General features: G+C 69.4%; 26 protein-coding genes and 1 tRNA gene. 14 read left to right on the top strand and 13 right to left on the bottom strand.

Features of this window, described 5'->3' with window-relative positions:
* Positions 1-104: 104 nt before the first annotated feature.
* Complete coding sequence (locus RS883_RS05020) at positions 105-1,100, bottom strand: LacI family DNA-binding transcriptional regulator (protein ID WP_315763297.1); 996 nt, start codon at positions 1,098-1,100, stop codon at positions 105-107.
* Positions 1,101-1,224: 124 nt separating this feature from the next.
* Here RS883_RS05020 and RS883_RS05015 point away from each other — a divergent pair, with 124 nt between their 5' ends.
* Genes RS883_RS05015 through RS883_RS04990 form a run of 6 tightly spaced genes read left to right on the top strand, consistent with a single transcriptional unit; the run spans position 1,225 to position 7,299 of the window.
* Positions 1,225-2,475 carry an MFS transporter gene (locus RS883_RS05015; protein WP_315763294.1) on the top strand — a complete coding sequence of 417 codons (1,251 nt, stop codon included), beginning with the start codon at positions 1,225-1,227 and terminating at the stop codon, positions 2,473-2,475.
* Entirely contained in the window at positions 2,472-3,380 is a 909-nt protein-coding gene (locus RS883_RS05010) for a hydroxypyruvate isomerase family protein (protein WP_315763291.1), read from the top strand. Before RS883_RS05015 ends, RS883_RS05010 begins: the two co-directional genes overlap by 4 nt.
* A gap of 13 nt (positions 3,381-3,393) precedes the next feature.
* Positions 3,394-4,197, top strand: a complete 804-nt coding sequence (locus RS883_RS05005; RefSeq protein ID WP_315763288.1) for a DUF1080 domain-containing protein — start codon at positions 3,394-3,396, stop codon at positions 4,195-4,197.
* The gene (locus RS883_RS05000; protein WP_315763286.1) at positions 4,194-4,766 is read left to right on the top strand and encodes a gluconate 2-dehydrogenase subunit 3 family protein; all 573 of its coding nucleotides are present in this window, start codon (positions 4,194-4,196) and stop codon (positions 4,764-4,766) included. The genes RS883_RS05005 and RS883_RS05000 overlap by 4 nt, the downstream gene beginning before the upstream one ends.
* Complete coding sequence (locus RS883_RS04995) at positions 4,763-5,596, top strand: sugar phosphate isomerase/epimerase (RefSeq protein ID WP_315763283.1); 834 nt, start codon at positions 4,763-4,765, stop codon at positions 5,594-5,596. The genes RS883_RS05000 and RS883_RS04995 overlap by 4 nt, the downstream gene beginning before the upstream one ends.
* A gap of 23 nt (positions 5,597-5,619) precedes the next feature.
* A complete protein-coding gene (locus tag RS883_RS04990) occupies positions 5,620-7,299 on the top strand; it encodes a GMC family oxidoreductase (RefSeq protein ID WP_315763281.1) in 1,680 nt (559 codons plus the stop codon).
* A gap of 236 nt (positions 7,300-7,535) precedes the next feature.
* Here RS883_RS04990 and RS883_RS04985 read toward each other — a convergent pair whose 3' ends face one another.
* Together RS883_RS04985 and RS883_RS04980 are read right to left on the bottom strand one after the other, a co-directional pair.
* Positions 7,536-9,164 carry a cation acetate symporter gene (locus RS883_RS04985; protein WP_315764985.1) on the bottom strand — a complete coding sequence of 543 codons (1,629 nt, stop codon included), beginning with the start codon at positions 9,162-9,164 and terminating at the stop codon, positions 7,536-7,538.
* 20 nt (positions 9,165-9,184) lie between these two features.
* The gene (locus tag RS883_RS04980) at positions 9,185-9,505 is read right to left on the bottom strand and encodes a DUF485 domain-containing protein (RefSeq protein ID WP_315763278.1); all 321 of its coding nucleotides are present in this window, start codon (positions 9,503-9,505) and stop codon (positions 9,185-9,187) included.
* A gap of 256 nt (positions 9,506-9,761) precedes the next feature.
* Here RS883_RS04980 and RS883_RS04975 point away from each other — a divergent pair, with 256 nt between their 5' ends.
* Positions 9,762-10,004 carry a hypothetical protein gene (locus tag RS883_RS04975; protein WP_315763276.1) on the top strand — a complete coding sequence of 81 codons (243 nt, stop codon included), beginning with the start codon at positions 9,762-9,764 and terminating at the stop codon, positions 10,002-10,004.
* Between the two features lie 53 nt (positions 10,005-10,057).
* On the top strand, positions 10,058-10,831 hold the full coding sequence (locus RS883_RS04970) for a hypothetical protein (protein WP_315763273.1): 774 nt from the start codon (positions 10,058-10,060) through the stop codon (positions 10,829-10,831).
* Here RS883_RS04970 and RS883_RS04965 read toward each other — a convergent pair.
* From RS883_RS04965 to RS883_RS04935, 7 genes are all read right to left on the bottom strand, one after another.
* The gene (locus RS883_RS04965) at positions 10,803-11,864 is read right to left on the bottom strand and encodes an alpha/beta hydrolase (protein ID WP_315763271.1); all 1,062 of its coding nucleotides are present in this window, start codon (positions 11,862-11,864) and stop codon (positions 10,803-10,805) included. The genes RS883_RS04970 and RS883_RS04965 overlap by 29 nt on opposite strands.
* Before the next feature lie 30 nt (positions 11,865-11,894).
* On the bottom strand, positions 11,895-12,521 hold the full coding sequence (locus tag RS883_RS04960) for a hypothetical protein (RefSeq protein WP_315763268.1): 627 nt from the start codon (positions 12,519-12,521) through the stop codon (positions 11,895-11,897).
* Positions 12,518-12,787 (bottom strand): PadR family transcriptional regulator, encoded by a 270-nt coding sequence (locus tag RS883_RS04955; protein ID WP_315763266.1) that lies wholly within the window; start codon positions 12,785-12,787, stop codon positions 12,518-12,520. Before RS883_RS04955 ends, RS883_RS04960 begins: the two co-directional genes overlap by 4 nt.
* A 69-nt stretch (positions 12,788-12,856) precedes the next feature.
* Complete coding sequence (locus RS883_RS04950) at positions 12,857-13,345, bottom strand: hypothetical protein (RefSeq protein WP_315763264.1); 489 nt, start codon at positions 13,343-13,345, stop codon at positions 12,857-12,859.
* Entirely contained in the window at positions 13,323-14,678 is a 1,356-nt protein-coding gene (locus tag RS883_RS04945; RefSeq protein WP_315763261.1) for a LysM peptidoglycan-binding domain-containing protein, read from the bottom strand. The genes RS883_RS04950 and RS883_RS04945 overlap by 23 nt, the downstream gene beginning before the upstream one ends.
* Before the next feature lie 136 nt (positions 14,679-14,814).
* A tRNA-Ala gene (locus tag RS883_RS04940) sits at positions 14,815-14,890 on the bottom strand.
* Between the two features lie 109 nt (positions 14,891-14,999).
* Positions 15,000-15,320 (bottom strand): TIGR02300 family protein, encoded by a 321-nt coding sequence (locus RS883_RS04935; protein ID WP_315763259.1) that lies wholly within the window; start codon positions 15,318-15,320, stop codon positions 15,000-15,002.
* A 106-nt stretch (positions 15,321-15,426) separates the two neighbouring features.
* On the opposite strand from RS883_RS04935, the gene aroA reads away from it, so the two are divergent.
* Positions 15,427-16,770 carry a 3-phosphoshikimate 1-carboxyvinyltransferase gene (gene aroA / locus RS883_RS04930; RefSeq protein WP_315763257.1) on the top strand — a complete coding sequence of 448 codons (1,344 nt, stop codon included), beginning with the start codon at positions 15,427-15,429 and terminating at the stop codon, positions 16,768-16,770.
* Complete coding sequence (gene cmk, locus RS883_RS04925; RefSeq protein ID WP_315763255.1) at positions 16,767-17,396, top strand: (d)CMP kinase; 630 nt, start codon at positions 16,767-16,769, stop codon at positions 17,394-17,396. The genes aroA and cmk overlap by 4 nt, the downstream gene beginning before the upstream one ends.
* A gap of 289 nt (positions 17,397-17,685) precedes the next feature.
* Here the strand turns inward: cmk and RS883_RS04920 are convergent, their stop codons facing one another.
* From RS883_RS04920 to xseA, 3 genes are read right to left on the bottom strand one after another with little or no spacing between them, the layout of a single operon-like run.
* Positions 17,686-18,510 (bottom strand): M23 family metallopeptidase, encoded by an 825-nt coding sequence (locus RS883_RS04920; RefSeq protein WP_409977393.1) that lies wholly within the window; start codon positions 18,508-18,510, stop codon positions 17,686-17,688.
* Positions 18,507-18,707, bottom strand: coding sequence for a DUF2093 domain-containing protein (locus RS883_RS04915; protein ID WP_315763253.1), 201 nt, complete (start codon positions 18,705-18,707; stop codon positions 18,507-18,509). The genes RS883_RS04920 and RS883_RS04915 overlap by 4 nt, the downstream gene beginning before the upstream one ends.
* A gap of 30 nt (positions 18,708-18,737) precedes the next feature.
* Positions 18,738-20,126 (bottom strand): exodeoxyribonuclease VII large subunit, encoded by a 1,389-nt coding sequence (gene xseA, locus RS883_RS04910; RefSeq protein ID WP_409977392.1) that lies wholly within the window; start codon positions 20,124-20,126, stop codon positions 18,738-18,740.
* On the opposite strand from xseA, the gene purD reads away from it, so the two are divergent.
* The 4 genes from purD to RS883_RS04890 all read left to right on the top strand — a co-directional run bounded on the left by purD (position 20,125) and on the right by RS883_RS04890 (position 26,166).
* A complete protein-coding gene (gene purD, locus RS883_RS04905; RefSeq protein ID WP_315763250.1) occupies positions 20,125-21,390 on the top strand; it encodes a phosphoribosylamine--glycine ligase in 1,266 nt (421 codons plus the stop codon). The genes xseA and purD overlap by 2 nt on opposite strands.
* Positions 21,391-21,427: 37 nt before the next feature.
* Positions 21,428-22,102 carry a helix-hairpin-helix domain-containing protein gene (locus RS883_RS04900; RefSeq protein WP_315763248.1) on the top strand — a complete coding sequence of 225 codons (675 nt, stop codon included), beginning with the start codon at positions 21,428-21,430 and terminating at the stop codon, positions 22,100-22,102.
* 59 nt (positions 22,103-22,161) lie between these two features.
* The gene (locus RS883_RS04895; RefSeq protein WP_315763246.1) at positions 22,162-22,782 is read left to right on the top strand and encodes a response regulator transcription factor; all 621 of its coding nucleotides are present in this window, start codon (positions 22,162-22,164) and stop codon (positions 22,780-22,782) included.
* Positions 22,783-23,016: 234 nt separating this feature from the next.
* Positions 23,017-26,166, top strand: coding sequence for a PAS domain S-box protein (locus tag RS883_RS04890; protein WP_315763244.1), 3,150 nt, complete (start codon positions 23,017-23,019; stop codon positions 26,164-26,166).
* Positions 26,167-26,180 lie beyond the last annotated feature (14 nt).

Below are 26,180 nucleotides of genomic sequence, written 5' to 3'. Positions count from 1 at the left end.
CGGGCCGCAGGCCTTGCCCTCAGTGGATTCGTCACGCCCACCAATTTGCCTCCGCACGCGCGGACGAGTGGACCCCGGAACAAGTCCGGGGTGACGAAGAGAGCTCAAGCCCGCGGCGGCGCCGTACTCCCGCGCACCACCAGCTCGTGCGCCAGCGTCACCGCCGCGGCCGCCGGCGCGCCGCCGCGCAGGATCTCGACCAGCAACTCGATCGCCTGCCGCCCGATCGCGCCCTTGGGCTGGGCGACGCTCGTCAGCGCCGGGTGACAGAAGCGGGCGAGCGGCAGGTCGTCGAACCCCACCACCGACACGTCGCCGGGGCAGGACAGCCCCGCCTGCCCCACCGCACCGATCGCGCCCAGCGCCATCTCGTCGCTGAAGCAGAAGATCGCCGTCACGCCGCCCGCGATCAGCTCGCGCGCCGCGGCAAAGGCGGAGTTGGCCGAATAGTCGCCGGTCCGCACCTCGGGCTCGATCCCCACGCGCGCCGCCGCCGCCATCGCCCCGGCAAGGCGATCGCGCGTGATCGGGCTGATCGTCGGTCCGGTGACGATCCCGATCGAGCGGTGGCCAAGCGCGATCAGGTGCTCCATCGCATCCGCCGCCGCCGCCGCATTGTCGATATGCACGCTCGGCACGCCGATATCGGGCGAATATTCGCACCCGTTGACGATCGGCGCCCGCCCCTCGCCCTGCCCGACCAAAGCCGCCAGCCGCTCGGGCAGCCGATGGCCCAGGAAGACCAGCCCGTCGACCTCTCGCCGCAGCAACATGTCGGCATATTGGTCCTCGACCTCGACATCGTGGCGCGTGTCGCCCAGCACCACGGCATAGCCTGCGTCGCGCGCCGCTTCCTCCGCACCGCGAATGACGCTCGCGAAGAACGGGTTCGAGATGTCGGGCACGGTCAGCAGGATCCGCGCCGCGCGCAGCGTGCGCAGGCTCCGCGCCGCCATGTTGGGCTGGTAACCCAGCGTCTCGACGACTTCGAGCACGCGAAGCCGCGTCGGCTCGGCCACCCGATCGGGCCGCGTCAGCACACGCGAGACCGTGGCGGTGGAAACCCCCGCGACCGCCGCGACCTCGATGATCGTCGTCATGGCCACTTCATGCGGCGTGCGGCGGGGCGTGTCGATCCCTCCCGTGTAATCCTTTACATCGCGGATCATCGCCAATAGGCTTCGATTCGATGGGCGGCGCGACCGCACCCACGGGGAGGACGGGATGACCGCTGCGGAAGGGACGATGGACGGGCTCGCGCGTCCGGGCTCGGGGGCGCTGACGCTGCGTCTCAGCGCCTTGATGTTCATGCAATTCTTCGTCTGGGGCGCGGGCGCGGTGACGCTCGGCCTGGTCATGCAGACGGTGGGCATCGGCAACCTCATCGCCAACGCGTTCTCGGTCGGGCCGATCGCCTCGATCGTCGGCTCCTTCCTGCTCGGCATGGCCGCGTCGCGCTTCTTCAGCCCCAAGTCGCTGATGGTGATCCTGCATCTGGTCGGCGGCGCGCTGCTGTTCGTGCTGCCGCGCTTCATCACGCCGGAGGGGGGCAGCACCTTCGTCCTGCTGCTGCTCTGCTACATGATCCTCTACATGCCGACCGTGGGCCTGGCGAACACGATCGCGCTCAAGAGCTTCGGCGAGCGTGTCGACCGCTTTCCGTTCGTGCGCGCATTCGGGACGATCGGCTGGATCGCCTCGGGCCTCATCATCGGCTGGGCCGGGCTGTCGGCCAGCCCGCAGATCTTCACGATCGCCGCGGTCGTCTCGGTCGCGCTCGGCCTCTATTGCATCACCCTCCCCAACGTGGCCCCCGACAAGCCGAGCGACGAGAGCCTGGTGCGCCAGGTGCTCTGTGTCGAGGCGTTCGGGCTGATGCGCCAGCGCTCGTACCTGGTGTTCGTCGCCTGCGCGACGCTGATCTCGATCCCGCTCGCCATGTATTATGCCTATGCCTCGCCCTATGTCGGCGCGGCGGGGATCGAGAATGTCGGCGGGACGCTGGCGATCGGGCAGATGTCCGAACTCGTCTTCATGTTCTCGATGCCGTTCCTCTATCGCCGCTTCGGCGTGAAGCCGCTGCTGCTGGTCGGCATGGCCGCTTGGGCGCTGCGCTATGCGCTGTTCGCGATCGGCGATGGCGGCTCGGGGCTGTGGGCGGTGTATCTGGGCGTCGCGCTCCACGGCGTCTGCTACGACTTCTTCTTCGTCGCCGGCGCGATCTATACGCAGACGATCGCCCAGCCGAAGGGCGTCAATGCACAGGCGCAGGGGATGCTGACGCTGTTCACCTATGGCCTCGGCATGCTGCTGGGCTCGCAGATCGGCGGGCTTCTGTATGCGCAGCTTCCCGCCAGCCCGACGATCGCCGACTGGCAGGCGATGTGGTGGTATCCGGCGATCGCCGCCGCGGTCATCGCGCTCCTCTTCCAGTTCACCTTCCGCGACGACACAAGCGGCCGGATGGTCGCATGACGCTGTCGCGCCGGGCCCTGATCGGCGCCGCCGCGGTCGCCGCGCCGCTCGCCGCCGCCTGTGCGCAGGCGCCGCGGTCGAACGCTGCACGCTTCTCGCTGGGCTATGCCCCGCACGAGGGCAGCTTCGCCAGTCGCGGCGGGCTGTTCGAACAGATCGCCTATGCCGCCGACCAGGGCTTCACCGCCTGGGAGGATAACGAGGCGGCCAAGCGCCCCGTCGCCGAGCAGACGCGCATGGCCAAGATGCTGGCGGATCGCGGCATGACGATGGGCGTGTTCGTCGCCGGCATGCCGCGCTGGAGCGAGATGCGCCCGCGCCTGGGCGGCAACGACGATGCCGATCGCGAAAGCTATCTTGCCGGGATCAAGGCGTCGCTCGACGTCGCCAAGCGGCTGAACGCGCGCCACGCGACCGTCGTCACCGGCTTCATGGACCCGCGTATCCCGCTCGACGTCCAGACCGCGCGCGTCGTCGACACGATGCGCCGCGCCGCCGACCTCGTCGAGGCCTCGGGCCTGGTGCTGGTGATGGAGCCGCTCAACACGCGCACCGATCATCCGGGCGTCTATATGCAGACGATCGCGCAGGGTTACGCCGTCGCGCGCGGCGTCGATCGCCCCTCGGTCAAGATCCTCGCCGACCTCTATCACGAGCAGATCCAGTCGGGGAACCTGATCCCCGCGATGACGGAATGCTGGTCGGAGATCGGCTATATCCAGTTCGGCGACAATCCCGGCCGCAAGGAGCCGGGATCGGGCGAGATCAACTATGCCAATATCGTCAAATGGCTGCGCGGGCGCCGCTATTCGGGCGTAATCGGCATGGAACATGGCAATTCGGCAAAGGGCCGCGCGGGCGAGGATCGGCTGGTCGCCGCCTATCGCGCGATCGACGCGGCCTGAAGGAGCAGGAACGATGATGATGCGAGCGGCCGCGCTGGCGGCGGTGCTGGTGGCGGGCCCCGCCGCGGCACAGGACAAGCCGGGGTTCACGGACACGCCGGTGCTGCCCGGCGGCAAGTGGCGAGTCCACGACGCCGACCGCCCTTATCCCACCGTCACCACGCCTGCGGCCCAGCCCGGCGCCCCGCCCGCCGACGCGGTGGTGCTGTTCGACGGCCGCTCGCTCGACGCCTGGACGCCCAGCAAGGCGCCCTGGACGGTCGCGAACGGCGCGATGACGATCCCCAAGGGTGCGGGCAATCTCACCACCAAGCAGAGCTTCGGCGACGTCCAGCTCCACCTGGAATTCATGAGCCCCAATCCGCCGACCCGGACCTCGCAGGATCGCGGCAACAGCGGCATCTGGTTCATGGAGCGGTACGAGATCCAGATCCTCGACGGGTACCAGAACCCGACCTATGCCGACGGCACGGTCGGCGCGATCTATGGCTGGAAGCCGCCGCTGGTGAACGCCTCGCGCAAGCCCGGCGAGTGGCAGACTTATGACGTGGTATTCGAGCGGCCGCGCTTCGATGCGTCGGGCAAGCTGCTTCGCCCCGCCTACATCACCGCGTTCCTGAACGGCGTGCTCGTCCAGAACCATCAGGCGATGCTGGGCACGACAATCTGGCGCACCGTTTCCAGCTACAAGCCGCATCCTGATGCGCTCCCCATTCAGCTTCAGGATCACGACTCGCCCGTATCGTTCCGAAACATCTGGGTGCGCCCGCTGCCGGAAGCGGCGATCGCGCAGGACCTTGAAGGAGTGGCCAAGTGATCGACCGTAGAACCGCGCTCGCCGGCGTGGTCGCCATGTTCGGCGCCGGGGCGTTCGCCCCGATCGCGCGCGCCGCCGCCGCCGCGCAGGTGAAGGGCGCGCCGCCCGTCATCAGCGAAGGACCGGCGACGGTTCAGGTCTTCACGCCCGCGCAGCGCGCACTGATGACCGCGCTGTCCGAGCGGGTGATCCCCACGACCGACACGCCGGGCGCGATCGCCGCGGGCGTCCCCGCCTATATCGAAAAGCTGCTCGCCGACTGGTCCTACCCGGACGAGCGCAAGCCGATCCTGGAAGGGCTCGACCTGATCGAGGCGCGGTCGATGCGCGACTACAAGGTGACGGGCGCGAAGGCGAAGCCGGCGCAGCAGGACGCGCTGCTGACGCTGGCGATGAACGACCAGCTGCCGGGCGGAAAGACCTTCTTCGACGGGTTCCGACAGCTCGTCATCACCGGCTATTACACGTCGGAGATCGGCATCACCGTGGAGCGCGAATATCTCCCGGTGCCCGGCGAATATAACGGCGCCTTCCCCTATGCGAATGTGAACAAGGTCTACAGCTCGTGATCGATCGCCGCACGCTCATGGGTGCCGCCGGCGCCACGCTCGCCATCGGTGCGCTCCCGCGCCTCGCCGCCGCCAAGTCGATCGCGCGGATCGGCCTCCAGCTCTACACCGTCCGCGACATCTTCGAGAAGGATCCGGCCGGCACGCTCGGGAAGGTCGCGCGCATCGGCTACAAGGAAGTCGAATATGGCGGCGGCGGCTATGACAAGATGGACGCCGCGATGCTGCGCCGGACGATGGACCGGCTCGGCCTTCGCTGCCCGTCGATCCATGTCGGCTACGACCTGCTGCTCGGCGACATGGCCGGGACGATCGCGCGCGCCAAGACGCTCGGCGCCGACACCGTCGTCCTCCCCTACATGACCGAGCAGTATCGTACCGAAGCGGGCTGGACCGCGGCGCTTCCCAACTTCACCCGCTTTGCCGAGGGACTGGCGAATGCGGGCCTCGGCTTCGCCTATCACAATCACGACTTCGAGTTCACGACGAAGCCCGACGGCGTCAGCCTCTACGACCGCTTTCTCACCGCGACCGATCCCAAGCTCGTCAAGGTGGAGCTCGACCTGTTCTGGGCGATCCGTGCGGGCGAGGATGCCGGCGCGCTGATCGACAGGCTCAGCCCGCGTCTCTACGCCTATCACGTCAAGGACATGCGCGCGGACAAGTCGATGACCGCGGTCGGCGCGGGCACGATCGACTTCGCCGCCCTGTTCCGCCGCCCGTCGAGCGCAGGCGTGCGCCACTTCTATGTCGAGAACGACCAGGCGCCCGCGCCCTATCTTCCCGATATCACCACCAGCTTCAAGACGCTCCGCGCGCTGCGGTACTGAGCGCGTTCCGGGAGGGGATTTCCATGCAGACTGCTTCCACCAACCGCTTCGATGCGATCGTCATCGGATCGGGAGTCAGCGGCGGATATGCCGCCAAGGAACTGACCGAAAAGGGCCTGCGCGTCCTGATGCTCGATCGCGGCAAGATGGTCGAGCACAGCGACGACTATACCTATGAGGGCAAGCCCGCCTTCGAGGTGCCGGCGCGCAACATCATGCCCAAGCCGCTGCGCGACAGCGACTATTCGATCGCGCGCTATGGCTATGTCGCGCCGAGCAACCGCCAGTTCTACAATGACGACCGGCTCAACCCCTATGCCTATGAGGACGGGAGCAAGTTCTACTGGATCCGTCCCGGCGCGGTCGGCGGCAAGTCGCTGATCTGGGGTCGCTGGAGCTTCCGCTGGGCGCCCGAGGATTTCGAGGCGAACAAGCGCGAAGGCGTGGATGGCATCTGGCCGATCGGCTACGACGACCTCGTCCCCTGGTACAGCCAGGTCGAGAAGTATATCGGCGTGTCGGGCTCGCGTGAGAACCTGCCCTATCTGCCCGACAGCGAATTCATGCCGCCAATGCCGATGAACGTCGCGGAGAAGTGGCTGAAGACGCAGCTGGAGGGCAAGTTCCCCGGCCGCAAGCTCATCAACACGCGCCTGTCCAACATCACCGAGGACAAGCCGGAGCAGAACCGCACCAAGTGCCAGCACCGCAACCAGTGCGGCAATGGCTGCTCGTTCGGCGCCTATTTCTCAACTCAGGCGGTTACCCTGCCCGCCGCGCGGGCGACCGGGCGGCTGACGCTTCAGGCCGACGCCGTCGTCACCAACCTCGAATATGATCCGCGCGCCAAGCGCGTGACCGGCGTCCGCTACATCGATGCCAAGACCGGCCAGGCGGAGACGGTGAACGCCGATCTCGTCTTCCTGTGCGCTTCGGCGATGGGATCGGTGCAGATCCTGATGAACTCGCGCGCGCCGGGCGGCGAGCGGAGCCATTTCGACAATAGCGGGACTTTGGGCCGCTACGTCATGGACCACATCTTCCGCGTCAGCATCGACGGTGAGATCCCGGGCATGACCGACCTCATCGAATATGGCCGGCGGCCAGGCGGGGTCTATATCCCCCGCTTCCGCAACATCGGCCGCGAGGAGGGCGTGGGCTTCCGCCGTGGCTATGGCTATCAGGGCTCCGCGCAACGCAGCCCTGCCGGCCCGGTCGGCTTCGGCGCGTCGATGAAGCACGCGATGCGCCGCTATGGCCCGTGGAAGTTCGGCATGACCGCGTTCGGCGAATGCCTGCCCTATAAGGACAATCGCGTCTCGCTGCACCCGACCAAGGTCGATCGTTTCGGCGTGCCGCAGATGAAGTTCGACGTCACGTTCCGCGAGAACGAGCTCAAGATGATGGCCGATGCCCGCGTGCAGGGCGAGGCGATGCTGAAGGGTGCTGGCCTGCTCAACGTGTCGAGCTATGAGGGCGAGCATGTCCCCGGCGACGCGATTCACGAGATGGGCGGCGCCCGCATGGGGTCCGATCCGCGCGCATCGGTGCTGAACGGCTGGAGCCAGGCGCACGACGCGTCCAACCTCTACGTCACCGATGGTGCGCAGATGGCGTCGGTGTCGTGCGTCAACCCGTCGCTGACCTTCATGGCGATGACCGCCCGCGCCGCCGACCACGCGTTCAAGCAGATGAAGGCCTGATCCGAATCCCCGCCGCAGCGATGCGGCGGGGGTTTGCGGGTTCTCAGTCCTTTCCAACTTTTGCTCCCCCGGCGAAGGCCGGGGTCCAGGTGGGAAGGCCGTAGTGACGACGCGCAACGCCGATCATCTGCGTCCCTCAACTGGACCCCGGCCTTCGCCGGGGAGGTCGTCAGGGGAAAGCGCTCCCGCCTGTTCGACACCAGTCCGACCAAGGACTCAGCGCGTATAGTCTCCCGCTAGTGGCTGCTCGCCGCCGCCGCGCCGATTCCCGTCTCCGCACGCACCTGCTGCGCCAGGAAGCCGCTGCGATCGACCGCCGCCCGGCCGCTGCGGTCCGTCACCGACACCAGCCAGATGACGAAGAAGGCAAGCGGCATCGAGAAGATCGCCGGGCTATCATAGGGGAAGATCGGCGCCGCATTGCCCAGCGCCGTCACCCACACGGCCGGTGACAGGATCGTCAGCCCGAACGCGCTGAGCGCCCCTGTCAGCCCGCCCGCGACCACGCCTCGCGTCGTGCATCCGCTCCAGAACAGCGACAGCAGCAGCACCGGAAAGTTGCTCGAGGCCGCCAGCGCAAAGGCGAGGCTGACCATGAACGCGACATTCTGCTTCTCGAACGCAATGCCCAGCAGGATCGCGACCACCGCTAGCACGAGCACGGTGATCCGCGACACGCGAAGCTCGGCCGCGCTGTCCGCGCGTCCGCGCCGGAACACGCTGGCATAGAGGTCGTGGCTGACCGCCGACGCGCCCGACAGCGTCAGCCCGGCGACCACCGCGAGAATCGTCGCGAAGGCGACGGCGGAGATGAAGCCCAGGAACAGATTGCCGCCGACCGCCTGCGCCAGATGGATCGCCGCCATGTTGCGGCCGCCGCGCAGGCCGCCCTCGACATCGAGGAAGCTCGGGTCCGTCCCCACCAGCACGATCGCGCCGAAGCCGATGATGAAGGTCAGGCAATAGAAATAGCCGATCCACCCCGTCGCCCACAGCACCGACGTCCGCGCCGCCTTGGCATCGGGGACGGTGAAGAAGCGCATCAGGATGTGCGGCAACCCCGCGGTGCCGAACATCAGGGCGATGCCGAGCGAGATCGCGCTCACTGGATCCTTGATGAACCCGCCCGGCCCCATGATCGCGCGCGTCCCCTTGACCGCGACCGCATCGGCGAACAGCGCCTCGGGCGAGAAGCCGTAGCGCCACAGCACCGCGATCGCGATGAAGCTCGCGGCACCCAGCAGGAGCGCCGCCTTGACGATCTGGACCCAGGTCGTCGCGGTCATGCCGCCGAACAGCACGTAGAAGGTCATCAGCACGCCGACGATGCCGACCGCGTAAGGGTATGGCAGGCCGAACAGCAATTTGATGAGCTGCCCCGCCCCCACCATCTGCGCAATCAGGTAGAAGAGCACGACGAGCAGCGTCGACGTGGCGGCGAAGCCGCGCACCGGCCCCTGCGCGAAGCGGAAGCTCGCGACATCAGCAAAGGTGAAGCGACCCAGATTGCGCAACCGCTCCGCCATCAGGAAAAGGAGGATCGGCCAGCCGACCAGAAACCCGATCGAGTAGATCAGCCCGTCATAGCCATCGGCGAAGATCTGCGCCGAGATGCCGAGGAACGACGCCGCCGACATGAAGTCGCCCGCAATCGCCAGCCCGTTCTGGAACCCGGTGATCCCCCCGCCCGCCGTATAGAAATCGGCCGCGGTCTTGGTCCGTCCCGCCGCCCAGCGCGTGAGGCCGAGCGTCGCGAGCACGAACGCGCCGAACATGCCGATCGCGGTCCAGTTGGTCGCCTGCTGCTCCGATGCACCGATCGTGTCGGCCAGCGCCGCCGCCGGCAGCCCCAGCAAGGCCAGCATGGCGACGAGCCGGGTCGCCCTCACGCGCCATGCTCCGCGACGATGGCGGCGAGCGCCGCGTCATAATCGGTGTTGGCGCGGCGGACATAGACGCCCGTCAGCACGACCGAGAGCAGGATGATGCCGATCCCGATCGGGATGCCCAGCGACGTCGCCCCGCCCGCGATCGGCGCCGCCAGCAGCGGTTTGTCGAACGCGACGAGCAGGATGAAGCCGAAATAGACGACGAGCACGATCGCGGTGAGGACGAAGCCAAAGCGGTTCCGCCGCCGCACCAGATCGCGATAGCGCGGGTCCGCCGCGATCCGTGCCGCGCGGCCCTGTTCCGCCTCCCTCGCCATGTCCGACATCCCGCCCCCTCTCCTTGATTGCTGCGCACCATAACGGGCCGTTGCGGCTTGCAAAGTGGCGTTGCGCCGGCCACACTTGGCCCATGTCCGCGACCGCCCTTTTCGAGCGTTTTCGCGCCCATGCCGGGCAACTCGCCGCACGCGTCTAGCCCGGACCCGGCGGATCGCGCGGGTTCGGGATCCTTCGCCCTGATGCACGAGCCGCAGTGCGCGGCCTCGCGCACCCTGAACAAGCGGACCTTGCCCCATGACCAATCTGCCCCCCGATGCCGGCGATCGTCGGTCCGAGCCGATCATGCTCGAGCATCCCGACCATGACAGCCGCGGCGTGCTCGAAAACCGCCCGCGCCATTTCTTCTCGAGCCGCTTCGACCTTTGCGTCGACCATGAGGCGCGCCCTGAAGCCGCGTCGGGCGGCGACTGGGGCATCTGGCGCTATATCGCGCTGATCGGCATCCCCACCCTCCTCTATTCGGCGATCGCCGACTGACGGGCTCGGCGCGGCATGCTGCAACAAGCCTGCAGTATGCGCGTTGGCCGATCATGGCCACCCGCTTCCAATCCGCCCCCGCGCCCGCTTTCGGCACGCCGCAGCTTCTTGTCCTGCTCTGCGCCGTGCTCCAGATCGTCACGCCCACGCTGCCGCTGCTCGGCCTGGGTGAGCCGATCGGGTCGCAATCGGATGCGGTGCGGACGCTCATCACGCCCGCAGGCTGGGCGTTCTCGATCTGGGGCGCGCTCTACACGGGCTCGCTCCTGTTCGCGATCTGGCAGGCATTGCCCGCGCAGCGCGGCAACGCGGTGGCGGCGAGCGTGCGGATGCCCGCCGCGGGCGCCTTTCTCGGCAACGCGCTGTGGGCTGCCTACACGCAGGTCTATGGCCTCGGCGCCGTGTCGGTGGTCATCATCGCCTGGACGCTCGGCTGCCTGCTCGTCGCCTATAGCGCGTTGTCCGATGCGCGTCTGACCACGGGCGAGCGCTGGTTCGCCTATCTGCCGCTCAGCGCGCTCGCCGCCTGGCTGACCGTCGCCACCACGGTCAACATCGCCGCGAGCCTGCGCTTCTACGGGGTCGAGGGTGGCGATGCAGCGGGCGTGATCGGCGGCGCGGTGATCCTCGTCGCCGGTGGAATCGCGCTCGCCGCGTTGCTGCGGGGTCGCGGCAACCTGCCGTATGCCGGGGTGTTTCTCTGGGCGCTCGCCGCGATCTATGCGGCGGGCGGGCAGGAATCGGCGGCGATCGCGAGTGCGGTCATCCTCGCCGCGATCCTCGTCGTCGCAGGGGTCGTCATCGGCTCGCGGCACGCATCGGACTGACCGCGTCGCGAACGAAGTCGCCGACCAGCGTCACGACCCGCGGCGAACCCATGTTGGGGCCGAGCCGCTCGACTTCCTCGGCATTGCCGGTCACCGCGCCTTCCTGAAACCAGTGGCTCAGGCCCTGAAGCACGACGACGCGCGCCCGCGGATTGCCCGCCAGCGCCGCGGTCGCCGCCGGTGCCTCGTCGGAGGCGACGACCAGCGGATCCCTGCTGCCGAAGATGGCGAGCACGGGAATGCGCAGCGCCTTGAGGTCGCTGCCCGCGCGCAGCTTGTCGATCTGCCAGGCCTGCGGCGTGTCGATCATCGCCAGCCCGCCGTTCGCCTCCGCCTGCGTGAAACCGGCGGCCAGGAACCGCTCGACCACCGCCGCGCGCAGCGGCACGATCGCGGCATCTTCCCGCTTGTCGATCCGCGCCTGGAGCAGCGCGCCGACCGCCTCGACCGCAGGCCCGACCATGGGCGCCGGACGACCGGCCGCGAGCATCTGGTTGCGGATCGCGCGCTTCAGATACGGGAGCCCGTCGCCGACCGAGCCGCCCGCCATCACCACCGCCGCGATGCGCGGATCGCCGACCGCGACGGCCGGCGTGACGACGCCGCCCTGACTGTGCCCGAACAGCGCGATGCGGCTGCCGTCGATGTCGCCGCGCGCGCGCATCGCCGCCACCGCTGCGGCGCAATCGGCGACGAGCTTGGGTACGTCCTCCTCATAGGTGCCGGTCGACTGTCCCACGCCGCGCTTGTCATATTCCAGCGCGGCGATGCCGTCGGCGTTCAGCCGCTTGATGATCTCGCCATAACCGCCGCGCGCATTGCGCCCGTTTCCCTGGACCACGACCACGAGCGGATGCCGCGACCCACGCGCCGGCAGGTGCAGCGTTCCCGCCAGCGTGACGCCGGGCGCGGAGGCGATCCGCACTTCCTCGCGCGTCTGCGCCCACGCGCTTCCGCCGCCGAATGCCAGCAGCAAGCCCATCATCGCCGCGCGCGCGCCGTCCCTCGGCGCCCGAACCCTCGTGCCGTCCATGCTCCAGCCCTCTCCGTAATGGCGCGGTCGCTATGCCGTGCCGATTGCCTCCCCCGTCAGCGTCGCCTGCCAGCCGATCAGCACCGCGATCCCGGCCAGTTCGACGCCCAGCGCGGCCAGCGGCATCAGGAGCGGCAGCGGATTGAGCGCGACCAGCGTCGTCACGATCGCCAGCGTGGTGATCGCCGCCGCCCCGAACCGCGTCATCGCCGCGACGCCGCGCCAATTGCCGTCCAGCGTCCACCAGGCGAGCGGCAGATGGCAGAGCGCCAGCGCCAGCATCACCGCGCACAGCGACGGCGCGATCGTGAAGTTGCCGACGTTGAGCAGCGACGGATGCGATCCGCCCGCCAGGAAATCGGCGACGCCGCCCCGCGTCTCGACAAAAGGAAAGCCGAGCGCCGCCGCGATCAGGAGCGCGGTGCCGACCGGGACCATCAACCCGATCGCGAGGACATAGCTCGCCAGCCGAAAGCGTCCCTCCTCGTTCGTGGGCATCGTCCGCCACGCGCCGATCAGGCATCCGACCGCGAAGCGAAGCGGCTGGCCGTCTTCCTCCGCGGCTTCGAACTCGGCCATCATCGCCTCGCCCCAGGCGCGGCGGCTCTGGCCCAGGCTGAGCGCCGCGAGCGCGACGATCCAGCGCGCGGCGCTCATGCCGGCAGCGCCCCACCGGGCGCGCGGCCCTCGTCCTCGATCGAGCGCGCGAGCTCCAGCCCGGTGGCGGTCAGTCGATAGGCGTGGCGCGGCGGGCGGCCGGGCTGCGCCGGCGCCTGCCATTCGGCCTCGACCAGCCCTTGCTCGGTCATCCGCATCATCAGCGGATAGAGCGTGCCGGAGGCGAGCCCCGTCGCCTTCATCAGGTCATAACCATGCAGCCGCTGCGGCGCCGCCGCGGCGAGCGCGGCGACAAGCGAGAGCATTTGCGGCGAGGGGCGTCGAGTCCTTCCCATCCCCCACATCCAACATATGTAGAGTTATGAGTCAAGTACTCAGTCGGTGACCGAAACCTCGTAGGTCTCCCCGGTCGTGCCGATCGGATAAACGGAGGCGGAGAAGCTGCCCTCGACATAGAGCACCTTGCCGTCCGGCCGCGCCGCGATGAACTTGCGCGCGAATTCGTCGAGGCGGTCCCATTTGCCGAGCGACTCGAGATCTGCCTGCGTCATCAGCTTGGCGGTGACGTTGGCGCACGGCTCTTCCCAGAACAGGTCCTCATCGGGCCGTCCGGCATAGGCGAAGGCGACTCGGCACGCCGGCTTGCCGCGCAGCGTCATGTCGGTCTTGCCGATAACCCGCGACGCTCCCTCGCTCGGTGTCGGCGAGGGCGTCGGCGAAGCCTCCACCACCGCCGGCGCCGCCCGCGTCGGCTCCGGCGCGGGCGGCTGCGCCTCGCTCGCGGGCGAGCAGGCGGCGGCGAGGATCAGGCCGAGCGCGGCGAGCGAGCGGCGCATCCGATCAGCGGGGGTCGTATTCCACATGCAGGTGATTGTTGCTGCGATTGGCAAAGGTTTCAAACACCACGTCGTAATTGGGCCCTAAAAGCCGCCGCATCTCGTTCTGGAAGGCGCGGCCCTGCTCGACGCTGATGTTGTTGCCGCGGAAGTCGAGCGCGCGATTCTCGTAATGCAGCGATCCGTTCGAATGGCGGCTGTCGTTGCCCGAGGTGATGACCGGCTGCGGCAGGCCGAGCCGGTCGGCGGCCTGTGCCGCCGCGCGGATCGCGGGCTCCATCGACGTGTCGAGCTGGCCGATCCGCACCGTCGATCCCTTGATCGCGACGTCGTTCGCCGCCGCGGCGGCATTGCCGTCGACGCTGCCGCCCTGCTGCGCGGCCGCGGGCGCCAGCGCCGGCGCCTCTGCACTCCCCGGCAGCGCGACCGCGAAGTCGCCTGGCCGGTGCCGCTGCAATTCGGGCGTCGTGCCGTGGTGATGGACGGCATCGCCCCGGCCCAGCACCGGGCCGTCCAGCGCATTGATCCAGCCGAGATTGTTGGCGCTCGAATAGTTCGGATTGGCGTAGTTGAGGTGCGACCCGATCGACGAAGCGCGCCCCCCTGCCCGCTCGGCGAGATAGCTGTCGACGAGGGTGTCGACGCGCGTGCTGATGCTGCTTGCGGGCAAATCCTCGACCGCGTTGCGACCGTCGCGGCGCGCGATCGGCCCATTGATGTCGCTGAACTGGTTGTACGCGTTGACGACATCCGAAACGCTGTCGCCCCAATGGCCCGACGCGGTGCGGTTGAGGATCGTGTCGATGATCCCGTGCGCCTGCCCCTCGCCCGCCGTCTGCACCCATTCGGTCTGGAGCGTCTTCTTCAGGTTGACGACATCGGTCTCGCTCAGGCGCAGCGTGCCGTTCTCGACCCGCGTCGGACCCTCGACCGCGGCGACGCGATTGTCGTTGCCAGTCACCGCTTGGCCCTGCACCCGCGCATCGGCGGCGGGAATGGTCAGCGTATCGCCGGGATAGATGCGGTCCGGATTGGCGACCTGCGGATTGGCGGCGAGCAGCGCCTGCGTGCTGACGCCGTTCGCCCGCGCGATGCCGCCGATCGTGTCGCCATGCTCGATCAGGTGCGACTGGGTGGCGCCCTGCGGCAGCGAAAGCTGCTGGCCCGGATGGATCAGGTTCGGATTGCGGATGTCGTTGAGCTGCGCCAGCGTGCCGACGTCGGTGCCGTATCGCGCCGCGATCCCCGACAGCGTCTCGCCCGCGCGCACGCGGTGGCTGCCGCCGGGTTCGGGCGGCGGCGCGTTGTTCGCCTCCAGACGGGTGTTGGCTTCTGCCGAGTTCGATACCGCGCCGACCATGTCGTCCGACTCCTTGCGCTTGGCGACGACCCTTGGTCCCACAAGCGCAGGCGCATGTATCTAATCGAACCGACTAGCCCGGCCGACGTAAACCTCGATGATGTCAGGAATGCCGCAAGCGGCAGCGCGGAACCGATGGTGGAGCCGAGGGGGATCGAACCCCTGACCTTCGCAATGCCATTGCGACGCTCTCCCAGCTGAGCTACGGCCCCATCGTTCCGGGAAGGCGCCCCTTAGAGGCGCTTCTGGGCTTTGGCAAGCGCGCTTTTCGCGAGCCTTGCCGGGTCGGCCCGGACAGCCACGCTGCCCGGACCGCGACCCTTAATTTTCGTCGTCGTTGTCGGGCGCCTCGACGCCCAGGTCGTCGTCGCCGCCCAGATCGACATCGTCGTCGGCGGGGGTGTCGTCGTCCTCGGTGTCGATGTCGAGATCGTCACCCAGGTCCGAATCGGCTTCCTTGTCCTTGACCGGCGCGGCCTTGACCGCCTCGAACGGCAGCGGCTGCTTGGACTTCAGGATGGGCTCGGGCTCCCACGCATAACCGCAGTTGATGCAGGTGACCGGCTCGTCCTTGGTAAGGTCGTAGAAGCGGGTTCCGCATTTCGGGCACGACCGCTTCGTGCCCCATTCCGGCTTGACCATGCCGTGTATCGCCTTTCGGATGATGAGATTTCCGGGTCTTGGAAGAGCCCCGCGAAGTGGCGGGCGCCTTGCCATAGTGCAAGCCCCCTGTCAAAAGCCCGCGCCCATGCATGCCGACGTCGCCCCCCGCCCGCTCGCCATCGCCGCCGCCGGCCCGCTGACGGGCGAGGTGACGGTGCCCGGCGACAAGTCGATCAGCCACCGATCACTGATGTTCTCGGGTCTCGCCGTTGGGGAAAGCCGCATCCGCGGGCTGCTGGAGGGCGAGGACGTGCTCGCCACCGCCGCGGCAATGCGCGCGATGGGCGCCTCGGTCGAGCGGCGCGAGGATGGCGAGTGGCGCGTGTCGGGTGTCGGCGTCGGCGGGCTGCTCCAGCCGCAGACCGCGCTCGAGATGGGCAATTCGGGCACTTCGACGCGGCTCCTGATGGGCATCGTCGCCAGCCATCCGATCACCGCGACCTTCACCGGCGACGCCAGCCTTTCGCGCCGCCCGATGGCGCGCGTGACCGAGCCCCTGTCGCGGATGGGCGCCGAGTTCACGTCGAGTCCCGGCGACCGCCTGCCGCTCACCATGCGCGGCCTGTGCCCCGCGGTGCCGATCGAATACCGCCTGCCCGTCGCCTCGGCCCAGGTGAAGTCGGCGGTGCTGCTCGCCGGGCTCAACACCCCCGGCATCACCCGCGTGATCGAGAGCGTGCCGACGCGCGATCATAGCGAGCGGATGCTGCGCGGCTTCGGCGCCGAACTGACCGTCGAGGGCGAAATCGTCTCGATCCGCGGCGAGGCCGAGCTCCGCCCGCAGGACATCGACGTGCCGGGCGATCCGTCGTCCGCGGGCTTCTGGATGGTCGCCGCCTCGATCGTGCCGGGCTCCGACATCGTCATCCGCAACGTGCTGATGAACCCGACCCGCACCGGCCTGATCCAGGCGCTGACGATGATGGGCGCGTCGATCGAGCGGCTGAACGCGCGCACGATCAGCGGCGAGGACGTCGCCGATTTGCGCGTCCGCCACGCTCCGCTGTCGGCGATCGAGGTTCCGCCCGATCTCGCGCCCAGCATGATCGACGAATATCCCGTGCTGTTCGTCGCCGCCACGTTCGCCAAGGGGCGCACGATCGCGCGCGGCGCGCACGAGCTGCGCGTCAAGGAATCGGACCGCATCGCCGCGATGGCGGCGGCGCTCGGCCTGTCGGGCGTGCGCGTCGAGGAGCATGAGGACGGGCTGACGGTCGAGGGCCGCGACGGCGAGCCGCTGGCGGGGACCGGCGGCGAGCGCGTCGCGTCGCTGCTCGACCATCGCATCGCGATGGCGATGGCGGTTGCGGGCATGAATGCCGCGCAGCCAATCGCGATCGACGATGCCGCACCGATCGCCACCAGCTATCCCGATTTCGTCGCGACCGCGCAGAAGCTCGGCGCGCAGCCGACCTGGCTCGACGCATGATCATCGCCGTCGACGGACCCGCCGCATCGGGCAAGGGCACGATCGCGCGGGCGCTGGCGAAGCACTACGGCCTGCCGCACCTCGACACCGGGCTCCTTTATCGCGCGGTTGCCGCCCGGGTGCTGGCCGAAGGGCTCGATCCGACGCGCGAGGCCGACGTCGTCGCGATGTGCGACTTCGACGAAGCGCTGCTCGCCTCGCCCGACCTGCGCAGCGACCACGTCGGCAAGACCGCGTCGGTCGTGTCCGCGCACCCGCTGGTCCGCTCCGCTTTGCTCCAGCGCCAGCGCCGCTTCGCGCAGCAGCCGGGCGGCGCCGTGCTCGACGGGCGCGACATCGGCACGGTCATCGCGCCGGAGGCCGACGCCAAGCTGTTCGTCAAGGCGACGCCGACGATCCGCGCCCGCCGCCGGCACGAGGAACTGCGGCGCCACGGCATCGACGTCAGCCTCGACCGCGTCCTCGCCGACATTCGCGCCCGCGACGACCGCGACAGCCGCCGCAGCGAAGCCCCGCTCCGCCAGGCCGCCGACGCCGCGGCGCTGGACACGAGCTTCCTCTCGATCGAAGCCGCGGTGCAAAAGGCGATCGCGCTGGTTGACGCCCGGCGGGCCAGCCGCAGCTGACCACTCTCCCCGTTCGTCCTGAGCCTGTCGAAGGACGTGTCGCGAGCGTCGCTCGCCCCGAACACGTGCTTCGACAAGCTCAGCACGAACGGGGTTAGGGATTGCCTTCCCGTTCCCTACCGTGCTCCCGCGCAGGCGGGAGCCCAGGGCCACGAGCGAGGCCCTGCTTGGCTCTGGGCTCCCGCCTGCGCGGGAGCACGGCTGCTTGCGGCATTGCCGTGACTGGTGAACGACGGATCGGCTGGCTGAGGTCGTGGATCATCCTTGGCCCTCGCGCGATCCGTACCGCTTAGGGCATCGGCCCCGCGATCAGCAGCGGGTCGATCCGCGCGTCGCGCCACTTCATGCCCCAGTGGAGATGCGGTCCGGTTGCCCGCCCCGTCGCGCCGATCGCGCCGACCGGCTGCCCCTGTCGCACCGCATCGCCCTCGCGCACATCGATGCGCGACAGATGCAGGAACGCGCTGTTCAGCCCCATGCCGTGATCGATCATCAGCAGGTTGCCCTCCATCGTGAACGGCGCGTCGGCCGCCAGGATGACGACGCCATCGGCGGGTGCCGCGACCGGCGTGCCCGTCGGCCTCGCGACGTCTACGCCGCCATGATAGGCGCCCGGCTCCCCCGCATAGATACGCTGCGATCCGAACAGCCCCGAGATGCGCCCCGTTACCGGCCAGGCAAAGCGTTGGCGCCAACCCTCCGCGCCGGTCTGCTTCGCGCGCGCCGCCGCGATGCGGGCGAGTTCGGGCGGGCGGCGGCGCTGGAACTCGGCGCTCGGCTGTGACACGCGCGGCAGCGTCGGCAGCCGCTCGATCCGCCACGCCCGCGGCGCGACGGTCAGCGTGCGGTCGAGCAGCACGCCAGATCCGCGCGCGACCAGCCGCGCGCTCGGCCCCGCATCCCGGTCGAAGGCGATCGCGAAGCGTCCATCGCGCGCCACCTCGACGGCCAAGCCATCCAGCGTCAGCGCCGTGGTTCCCCGGGGCACGGTGCCGAGCACCAGCGCCCCCTGCTGCGGCATGCCCGACAGCGCGAAGCCGTCACCCTGCGCCGCGGCGCGCCCGGCGATCAGCGCCGCGCCCGCCCCTGCCAGTACCCCTCGCCGCGCGATCACGCGCCGGCCAGAGCCTTCGTCGCGACCTCGGCATTGGCATAGGCTTCCTGCCGCCCCACGCTCCAGTATTTCAGCGTGTCGAGCGCGATCCGCTCACCCGTCACCGCGCACACGACATGATCGCCCGGCGTCAGCACGCGAAAGCCGTTGGCCATGTAGTGGAGGCGCGCGGGACGGGCGGTGTTCGACATCAGCATGAGCGTCGCATCCCCGTCGCCGGGGCTCCTTCAGAATAGATCGGGCTGTTCGGGCGTCTCACCAGTGTAGGCACGCCCGGCCCCGCGCTCAACCCGCGCGTCGACGGTGCCGTCCTTGAAGTGGAGGCGAAGCGCCCCCGCCGCCCGCGCCGCGCCCGTGTCGGCCACCACGCGCCCGCTCACACGCCCCTCGACATAGGCATAGCCGCGCTCCAGCGGCCGCGCCGGATCGTTCGCCGCGAGCGCGCGGGCGCCGGAGGCGAGCGCCGCCCCCGCCCGCTCGATCCGCCGGTGGAGCAGCGCCGGCCGCAGCACCGCCCCCGCACGGTCGAGCTGACCGCGCGACACCGTCAGCCGCCGCTCCAGCCCGCGCACCAGCCGCGCCCCGGCGTCGTCCGCGCGCTGGCGTTGGGGCCCGAGCAGCGCGTCGCGCTTCGGCATCAGCCGTGCGAGCGCCGTCAGCTTCTCGCCGCCGCGCTCATGATATCGCCGCACGCAGCGGTCGGTGCGCAGCCCCATCATCGCCACCTGCTCGATCAGGTCGGCACGGACGGGCACCGCGATCTCCGCCGCCGCGGTCGGCGTCGGCGCGCGCAGGTCGGCGGCATAGTCGCACAATGTCGTGTCGGTCTCATGCCCCACTGCCGAGATGATCGGGATCGAGCACCCCGCGACCGCGCGCACCACCGCTTCCTCGTTGAAGGCCCAAAGATCCTCGATCGGCCCACCGCCACGCGCGACGATGACCAGGTCGGGACGCGGCAACGGCCCGCCGGGGGCGATCGCATCGAAGCCGCGCACCGCCGCCGCCACCTCGTTCGCCGACCCGTCGCCCTGCACCTTCACTGGCCAGACGAGCACATGGGTCGGGCAGCGATCCTCCAGCCGGTGGAGGATGTCGCGGATCACCGCGCCGGTGGGCGAGGTGACGACGCCGATCACCCTCGGCATGAACGGCAGCGGTGCCCGCGCGCGCGACTTGGCGAACAGCCCTTCCGCCTCGAACCGCGCCTTGTTGCGTTCGAGCAGCGCCATCAGCGCGCCCTCGCCCGCCAGCTCCATCCGCTCGATGACGATCTGGTATTTGGATCGGCCCGGATAGGTGGTGAGCTTGCCGGTCGCGACCACCTCGATCCCGTCGGCGGGCGAGAAGGCGAGGCTGCCCGCCGCGCCGCGCCACATCACCCCGTCGATCACCGCGGACTCGTCCTTCAGGCACAGATAGGCATGGCCCGACGCCGCGCGCTTGTAGCCCGAAATCTCGCCGCGCAGGCGGACATGGCCGAACTCGCCCTCGACCATCCGCTTCAGCCGTCCCGACAGCTCAGCCACGCTCATCGGCGCGGCGTTGTCGCCGGGGCGGGCCTCGGCTAACAGCGCGGGCCTGTCGTCGTCGGACATGGAAAAGGGATCGGGCATGAACGTCCTGCTGATCGGATCGGGAGGGCGTGAACATGCGCTCGCATGGAAGCTCGCGCAATCGCCGGGCCTCTCTACGCTGTTCGCCGCGCCGGGCAATCCGGGCATCGCGGCGCATGCCGAGTGCATCGGCCTGACCGTCGAGGATCACGCCGCGGTGCTCGATTTCTGCCGCGCCAATTCCATCGGTCTGGTCGTTGTCGGCCCCGAAGCGCCGCTCGTCGCCGGCCTTGCCGACGACCTGCGCGCCGCCGGGATCGCGGTGTTCGGCCCGTCAAAGGCAGCCGCGCAGCTCGAAGGGTCGAAGGGCTTCACCAAGGCGCTGTGCACCCGCGCGAACATCCCCACCGCCGGCTATGCGCACGTCACGTCGCTGGATGAGGCGCGCGCCGCGCTCAGCCCCTTCGGCCTGCCCGTCGTCATCAAGGCGGATGGACTTGCCGCCGGCAAGGGCGTGACGATCGCGATGACCCCGGACGAGGCTGAGGCGGCGCTCGCCGCCCTCTTCGCCGAACCGGGCGGCGAGGCGGTGATCGAGGAGTTCCTGTCCGGCGAGGAAGCCAGCCTGTTCGTGCTGACCGACGGCACCGCGCATGTCGCTTTTGGGTCGGCTCAGGACCACAAGCGTGTCGGCGACGGCGACACCGGTCCCAACACCGGCGGCATGGGCGCCTATTCCCCAGCCCCCGTCCTCACGCCCGCGCTGGAGCAACGCGCGATCGACGAGATCGTCCGCCCGACGATCGAGACGCTCGCAGCCGAGGGCATGCCCTATTCGGGCGTGCTCTATGCCGGGCTGATGCTGACCAACACCGGGCCGAAGCTGATCGAATATAATTGCCGCTTCGGCGATCCCGAATGCCAGGTGCTGATGGCGCGGTACGAGGGCGACCTGCTCGCGCTGCTTCATGCGGTGGCGGAAGGGCGGCTGGCACAGGCGCCCGCCCCCGCCTTTGCCGACCTGACCGCGCTGACCGTCGTCATGGCGGCGAACGGCTATCCCGGCACGCCCGAGCGCGGCGGCGCGATCGCCGGGCTCGACCGCGCCGAGGCGGCGGGTGCGACGGTGTTCCAGGCAGGCACGCGAGATCACGACGGGAAGCTCGTCGCGGCGGGCGGGCGCGTGCTGGCGGTCACCGCCACCGGCGCGACCGTGACCGCGGCGCAGGCGGCTGCCTATCGCGGTGTCGATGCCATTGATTTCCCTGGCGGCTTTTGCCGGCGCGATATCGGCTGGCGCGAGGTGGAACGCGAAGGCGCTTGATTCGTCCCGATATCTGCCGACCCCCGAAAGGATCGACATGGCCAGTTCGAATCCCGCGCCGACCGATACGATCACCTCGACGACGCCCGCCGGCGCCGCCGACGCGATGATGCCGATCACCATCACCCATCTCGTCCTGATCGCGATCGCGATCGTCCTCACCGTCCTGATGATCGTCTGGGGGCAACGTCGCTGGCGCCAGCGGCGCGCGGGCGAACGCGCGCTCGAGGAAAGCGGCTCGACGGTCGAGGTGGGTGCCGAGGCACCGGTCCAGGATACCGGCGGCGATGCCGATGCCGGCGCCAACGACGCCGGGCTTGCCCATGTCGTCCAGCCCGCGGCCGAACCCGCGGTGCCGATCGAACCCGCCGCGCCTGCGCCGGTCACCCCGGCGCCACCGCCGCCCGTCTCGCCCGCACCGCCGCCGCTTGCCGACACGCTGCCCGCGACACCCGCACAGCCGAGCGCGATCGCGACCGACCTGACGAAGCTGAAGGGCCTGGGGCCGAAGGCCGCCGCGCTGCTGGCAGAGCGCGGAATCGCCAGCATCGCCGAACTCGCAGCCCTCTCTCCCGAACAGGCCGCGGCGCTCGATGCAGAGCTCGGACCGTTCGCCGGGCGAATGGGCCGCGACCGCTGGCACGAACAGGCGCGGCTGCTCGCCGACAACGACCGGGCGGGCTATGAAGCGATCTTCGGCAAGCTTGGATGATTTTCCCGCTGACTTGGCACAGGAATTGAGTTTAAAGTGCTGAGTCAGGGGTGCAAATTATGATCAAGCGCGCGATCATCGCCGATGACCATCCGATGTGCCGGGAAGCGGCACGCTTGGCGCTTCAGATCGTCGCGCCTTCGGCGGAGGCCATACAGGCCGCATCGCTCGGCGACGTGCTCGCCGACGAGGATAATGCCGACCTCGTCATCCTCGATCTCGGCCTTGCCGACAGCCGCGGCATCGCCAGCCTGATCGAGGTCGCGCGCGCGCGCCCGACCACGCCGATCCTGGTGATGAGCGGCGACGAGCGACCCGATACCGAGGTTCGTGCCGCCGCCAATGGCGCCGCCGGGTTCGTCGGCAAGGCGGCCCCCCTCGATCAACTCGCCGCCGCGATCCGCACGGTGAGCGAGGGCGGCACGCATTTCACGCCTGGCCTGGAACCGCACGCCCCCGACGACGCCGATGCGCGTCTCGCCTCGCTCAGCCCGGCCGAGGCGCGGGTGCTTCGCGCGATGCGCGGCGGCGGGCTCAACAAGCAGATCGCCTGGGAACTCAACCTCTCGGAGATCACCGTCAAGCAGCACGTCAAGGCGATCCTGCGCAAATTGGGCGTCGTCAACCGCACTCAGGCGGTGCTGCTCCTCCACGACGCCGTGCGTGATCCTATAGGGTGATGGTACGTTTCTACCCCCCGTCATAGCCCTAGGCCCGCCGTGATGCCGACCGGCATCGATGGCGACCCGCCACACGCACGCGGATCGACGGTCGGATCGAGAAGGGCTCCCCCTTCGCCGGCCTCTGCCACGCGAGCGACCGACGACAGGGGGACGGTCGATGTTCGTACCGACGGCGACGCCGCTCCGCGGTGGGCGCGCGCGCGATCCAGGATCCAGGCGCACACCGAGCGCATGAGTGCCGCGCATCCCTTCGGATCGCGATTGGCGACGGTAGCGCTCACATGGCTGCTGAGCACGCTGCTGTCGGTACCCGGGCTCCTGCTCGCCAAGTCGCAGCCGGGGATCGCGCCGCTCTGGCTTTCCAACGCGGTCGTCGTGGCGCTGCTGCTGCGCTTTCCGTCGCTACCACTCCGCCTCATTCTGACCGGGTTCGCGGCGGGGCTGTTCAGCGCCTACGTCCTTGCCGACATGCTGTCGATCGCGGCGGTCGGGCTCGCGCTCGCCAACATGATCGAGATCGCGACGGCGCTATGCCTGCTCCGCCGCTTCGGACGGTTGCCGGTCCATTCGTCGCGCTATCTCGCCCAGTTCATGCTGTTCGCCGGGCTTGTCGCGTCGCTGATCGGGGCGCTGGTGGGCGCCGCAGTCGTCCATGCGAGCGGCAACAACATCTTCTCGCTCGTCGTGCTCCACTGGTTTGCTGCCGACGCGCTCGGCATGCTGGTCGTCGGCCCAATCATCCTCGTCGCCTTCCATTCGGACAGCCGCGCGCTGCTGCGGCAGGGTCGATTGATCGAGGCGGCGGCAACCGCGCTCGCCACCGCCCTTCTCACGGTGCTGGTGTTCGACCAGACGCGATATCCCGCGTTGTTCATCATCCTGCCCGGCCTGACGCTCGCCGCGTTCCGCCTGCGGTTCGTGGGCGTCCTGCTGACGATACCGATCGTCGCGGTCATCGCCTCAATCCAGACGATGTCGGGGCACGGCCCCATCTCCGGCCTCCTCGACTCGGTCGGCGAGCGCGTCCTCTACCTTCAGACGTTCATCGCGGTCACCGTCATGTCGACGCTTCCCGTCGCCGCCACGCTGGTCGAGCGCCGCCGCCTGACCGACCGGCTGCGCGAGAGCGAGCGCAGCTATCGCCTGCTCGCGCGGCACAGCGGCGACATGATCGTCCGCGTCGGCCTGGATGGCATCCGCCGCTATGCTTCGCCCGCATCGCAGGCGATCCTGGGCTATCCACCCGCCGCGCTGATCGGCGAAAGCCCGCTGACCACGATCCATGCCGAGGATCGCGCGCGTGTCGAGCGTGCCTGCCGGTCGCTGTTCGAGGGCGTCGAGCACCCCTCTGCCACCTACCGCCAGCGTCATGCCGACGGCCGCTATGTCTGGCTAGAGGCGACCTACAGCCTCGTTCGCGACGCAAGCGGCGAGCCGGTCGAGTTCATCTCCAGCGTCCGCGACATCGGCCGGCGACGGGAGGCGGAGATCGAGGCCGCGCGCGCCGCCGCGCAGCGGGAGGAGAGCTATCGACTGCTGACCATGGCGGAGCGGATGGCGGGTATCGGCCACTGGCGGTACGATCTCATCGACAATCGCCTGATCTGGTCGGACGAAGTGTACCGCATTCACGGCCGCGAGATCGGCGACACGCCCACGCTGGACGAAGGCATGCAGGCCTATCCGGCCGAAGACCGCGCGCGCGTCGAGGCGCTGATCGCGCGCGGGATCGAAGCGGGCGAACCCTGGACCTTCCGCGCCCGCATCCGCCGGCAGGACGGCGAAATGCGCGACGTCGAATCGCACGGTCAGCCCGAACGATCGTTCGACGGCCAGATCGTCGGCATCGTCGGCGTCTTTCGCGACGTCACCGACCAGGTCGCGATCGAGCAGGCGCTGATCGCCGCTCGGGACGAGGCGCATGCGCTGGCGGACGCGCGCAGCGACTTCGTCGCAACCGTCAGCCACGAGATCCGCACGCCGATGACCGGGGTGCTCGGCATGATCGAGTTGCTGCGCGGCAGCCCGGCCGACGATGACCGCACGCGCTATCTCGACAATCTGGAGCAGTCGGCGTCGCTCCTGATGACCGTCCTCGACGACGTGCTCGACTTCTCCAAGATCGAGAGCGGCGCGCTGGCGCTGGAAGCAGTCGACTTCGACCTTGGCGAGCTTGCGCGCAGCACGATCGACCTGTTCAGCCACGCCGCCGCCAACAAGGGCCTGGCACTCAGCCTGTCGCTGCCGGTCGGCCGCGACCTGCACGTCCGCGGCGATCCCGTGCGCTTGCGACAGGTGATCGCCAACCTCATCAGCAACGCGGTCAAGTTCACGCCGACGGGCAGCGTTGAGCTGTCGCTGTCGCTGACCGGCGCGGCATCGGCGCCGCTCCTGCGCGGGCGTGTGCGCGACACCGGCATCGGCATCGCCGCCGACGCACAGGCGCGGCTGTTCCAACCCTTTGTCCAGGCCGATCCGTCGACCACGCGGCGCTTCGGCGGCACGGGCCTGGGCCTCGCCATCACCCGCCGGCTGGTCGAGGCGATGGGCGGCGAGATCCGGGTCGAGAGCGAGCCCGGCAAGGGCGCCTGCTTCCACTTCGAACTCCGCCTCGCCGCGCCCATGGACACGCTGCCCGCGAGCAGCGCACCGACCGCCGCGCCCACCCGGCCGCTGTCGCTGCTGCTCGCCGAGGACAATGCGATCAACCGCACCCTTGTGGAGGCGCTGATCCGCCGCGACGGCCATGCGATCGACAGCGTCGAGAACGGCAGGCTTGCGGTCGAGGCGGCGTCGGTGCGCCGCTATGACGCGATCCTGATGGACATGCAGATGCCGGAGCTCGACGGGCTGTCGGCGACCCGCGTCATCCGCAGCGGCGGCGGTCCCAATGCCGACACGCCGATCTTCGCGCTCACCGCCGATGCCGCGCTGGAGCGGCGGTCGCTCTATACCGATGCGGGCCTCACCGACCTGCTCACCAAACCAATAGACAGCGCCGCATTGCTAGACCGCCTGCGCCAGCTCGCCGACGCGGCGCCGCGCGACGAGCGTCCGATCCTCAATGCCGCCAAGCTCGACGCGCTTCGCGCGACGATCGGCGAGGACAATGCCAGGCGATTGCTGGCGATGATGCGGGACGAAGTCGCCGCGCGGCCGGAAGGCATCGCGCGACTGATCGAAACCGACGCGCGCGTCGCCGCGGCGGCGGAGGCGCATGCGTTGAAGGGGGCCGCGCTCAACGTGGGGGCGGACCGTATTGCCGAGGTCGCGCGCCGCATCGAAACCGCCTGCGAAGCCGGCGCGACGCTATCGCCCCTGGTGCCCGAACTGCTGGCGGCAGCCGCCGCGACCCGCGCCGCGATCGAACGGCGGATCTAGCGCTATCGGCGGCC

The organism is Sphingomonas sp. Y38-1Y, from assembly GCF_032391395.1.
GTDB lineage: Bacteria > Pseudomonadota > Alphaproteobacteria > Sphingomonadales > Sphingomonadaceae > Sphingomonas.
Note: the sequence above shows the minus strand (reverse complement) of the source record. Positions and strands in the feature narration are given on the sequence as shown.